Below are 3,267 nucleotides of genomic sequence, written 5' to 3' on the forward strand. Positions count from 1 at the left end.
AGGACCGGGCCCGGGTGACGGTCGCGGCCCAGGCCGGGGGCGTTGACGGGGACGTGGCCGAGGACACCGGGACCGACACCCGCGCCGACGGGTCAGCGGATCCGTCCCTGCCCGGCGTGGAGGTGACCGGGGCGCGCGAGCGGACGTCCGCCGAGCCCGACCCGGCCGCCCGGGACGCCGCGGAACACCGCGCCGGACAGTCCCGGCACCGTGAGACGGAGGCCCGGCTGGCCCTGCGTGCCGCCGAGACGCTCCACGCACAGGCATCGTCCCGGGCCGAGCAGGCCCGGCGGCAGGTCTCGGCCTCCACCCTGGCCCACCGCGAACGCGAACGGGCCGAACGGACCCGGCTGGCCTGGCTGACCCGCATCGCGGCGGTGTCCTCGGCGCTGTCCCAGGGCCTGGAGCGGCTGGAGGCGGCCGTCGCCCGTGCCGACCGGGACCGGACCGACCTCGACCGGCAGGGCGAGGACCTCGCCGCCGAGCGCCAGCGCCTCCAGCGGGCCGCGGAACAGCACCGCTCCGCCGTGGCCCGGGCCAAGGACCGCCTGCACGCGGCGCGGATGGACCGCCAGGAGCACCAGCTGCGCCTGGACCAGCTCATCGAGCGCGCCCGGGAGGACCTGGGGATGACGCCGGAGTTCCTCATCGAGCACTACGGGCCGCACGTGCCGGTCCCGCTGGCGCCGCCCGCCACCGCAGCCGGTGCGCGCGGGGCCGATCCCGGGACGGAGGCCACCGAGGACGGGCAGGACCCGGCCTCCGTGGCCCGGACGGAGCAGGCCCCCGGTGGGGGAGAGGCGGGGGAGACGACCGCGATGGTGGAAACCGTCCCGTACGACCGGGCGGAGCAGCAGAGGCGATTGCGCCGGGCCGAGCGGGAACTGGCGGCCCTCGGCCGGGTCAACCCGCTGGCCCTGGAGGAATTCGCGGCCGTGGAGGAACGCCACCGGTTCCTGACCGGTCAGCTGCAGGACCTCGACGCCAGCCGCCGGGACCTGCTGAAGATCATCCAGGACGTGGACGACACGGTGCTGCGCGTCTTCCGTTCGGCCTTCGAGGACACGGCCGCCCAGTTCCAGCACGTCTTCGGCACCCTGTTCCCGGGTGGCGAGGGACGGCTCTTCCTCACGGACCCGGAGAACCTGCTGGAGTCCGGCGTCGAGGTCGAGGCCCGGCCGGCCGGCAAGAAGGTCAAGCGGCTCTCCCTGCTCTCGGGCGGGGAGCGGTCCCTGGCCGCGGTGGCGATGCTGGTGGCCATCTTCAAGGCCCGCCCCAGCCCGTTCTACGTCATGGACGAGGTGGAGGCCGCCCTGGACGACACCAACCTCGGACGACTGCTGGAGATCTTCCGCGAGCTGCAGCAGGACAGCCAGCTGATCATCATCACCCACCAGAAGCGGACCATGGAGGTCGCCGACGCCCTCTACGGCGTCTCGATGCGGGGCGACGGCGTGAGCACCGTGATCAGCCAGCGTCTGGACGCTGCCCGGACGTCTCCGGGGGACTGACCTTCGGCAGCGCGCCGGTGCGCGGTCCGCCCGGGGCGATGGGCAGGTTGGTCTCCGGGGCGAAGGCCCACGCGATCGCGCCCACCGCCAGGATGCCGCCGGTCAGGGCGAACGCCCAGCCGAAACCGGCCGCGTCCACGACCAGCCCGGCGATCAGCGGGCCCGAGATCGCCCCGAGGTCGGCCGCCATCTGGGCCGTGGACATCACCGGGCCGGCCTTGCGGTCCTGTCCGACGAGGTCGGCGATGGAGGCCTGCTGGGGTGCGTTGAGCAGGCCGGTGCCCGCCCCGGCGACGACGCACAGTGCCAGGAACAGCCACGGATCCTGCATCCAGCCGATGAAGGCGGTGCCGACGGCGGCCACGAGCAGTCCGATGATGATCAGGGGCTTGCGCCCGTGCACGTCTGAGAGCCGTGAGGAGAAGGTCACCGCCACGATGTTGCCGGCGGCGAACAGTGACAGTGCGGCGCCGGCGATCTGCGGGCCGTCCAGCCAGAATCCGGCTCCCGTGAACGCGGTGGCCGCCAGCAGGGGGGTCAGGGAGTTGCGGATGCCGAAGGTGGCCCAGCCGTTGGCGAAGAAGGACGTCAATGCGGCCCGGTAGGAGTGGTTCTCCCAGGCCTGGGCGACCTGCATCGTCGGCCGGGTGTCCGGCTTGCCGCGGTCCGCGAGGCGGGAGTCCCGCAACAGCACGAACACCAGCCCGGCGGCGATCACCAGGGAGGTGCCGTAGATCAGGAACGGCACCCGGTAGCCGAAGACGGCCAGCAGTGAGCCGACCACCGGCCCGGCGATGTTGCCGATGAGGAAGGCCGAGGCATACGCCCCGGACACCCGTCCGCGGATGGTGGGCGGTGACTTGCGGGCCAGGAAGGCCATCGCGGACACCGTGAACAGGGTCGAGCCGATCCCCCCGAGGGCCCGGAACACCAGCAGCTGCCAGTACTCCTGGGAGAAGGCGATGAGGAACATCGAGGCCGCCACGATGAGCACCCCGGTCATGTACATCGGGGTCTCGCCGAACCGGTTGGTGGCACGGCCGGAGAACGGGGCGAACAGCAGCCGGGTCAGCCCGAAGGCGGACACCACCGCGGACACCGCGGTCGCGGAGGCGTTGAAGGACTGGGCGTACTGGGGCAGCACCGGGGCGATGATGCCGAATCCGATGGCGATGATGAAGGCCGCGGCGATGAGGACCTTGATCTCCCGGGGGATGGGGAGCTGTTCCCCCTTCGCGCGTGCCATATCCACCATCCTCCCACGAGCACCCGGGACACCTCGCTGTGACAGACTGGAGCGGTGGACCCCATCATTCTGATCTCCGTTGCTGTCATCCTCATCGTGGGCATCAGCCTGCTGCTGTTCCTGGACCGGCGGCCGAGGCTGCCGGCGGGCACCTATCCCACCACCCGTGACCCCAATGACCCGGCCGGGGGCGGCTCGACGGCCGTCCTGGACCGGCCCGAGGCCGACCAGACCGTCGTCGGGGACGTGGCCGCGGCCGACTCCGGGCTGATCGACGAGGACCGCGTCGACGCCGGCACGGCCGTCGCCGAGCCCGAGGCCCCCGCCGAGGCGCGGCCCGCCCCGCCGCCGGCGCCGAACGATATGGCCATGGCCATCGACCTGAGCGATATTTCGCTCGACCTCGATGCACCGGCGTCGCCGCCGTCGGCCCCGGCGCCGCAGGGGTCCGAGCCGGCATCCTTCGGCACCGATTCGCGCGTCTCGGAACTGCCCGCCCTCGAGGAGGAC

At 72.7% G+C, this 3,267-nt stretch carries 2 protein-coding genes and 1 pseudogene; 2 read left to right on the forward strand and 1 reads right to left on the reverse strand.

Features of this window, described 5'->3' with window-relative positions:
- Window positions 1-1,511, forward strand: a 1,511-nt coding sequence (locus tag Q0283_RS06945) for an AAA family ATPase (RefSeq protein ID WP_298043994.1), incomplete at its 5' end; no start/stop codon positions are given.
- Here the strand turns inward: Q0283_RS06945 and Q0283_RS06950 are convergent.
- A complete protein-coding gene (locus tag Q0283_RS06950) occupies window positions 1,468-2,757 on the reverse strand; it encodes an MFS transporter (RefSeq protein WP_183524833.1) in 1,290 nt (429 codons plus the stop codon). The genes Q0283_RS06945 and Q0283_RS06950 overlap by 44 nt on opposite strands.
- Before the next feature lie 54 nt (window positions 2,758-2,811).
- Here Q0283_RS06950 and Q0283_RS06955 point away from each other — a divergent pair.
- Window positions 2,812-3,267: pseudogene (locus Q0283_RS06955) on the forward strand (hypothetical protein); the annotation flags it as partial.

The organism is uncultured Citricoccus sp., assembly GCF_937871995.1.
Lineage (GTDB): Bacteria > Actinomycetota > Actinomycetes > Actinomycetales > Micrococcaceae > Citricoccus.

Bases quoted from the DNA above. Each gene is read 5' to 3' on its own strand.
- Q0283_RS06950 (WP_183524833.1), bottom strand. From the start codon at position 2,757: ATGGCACGCGCGAAGGGGGAACAGCTCCCCATCCCCCGGGAGATCAAG.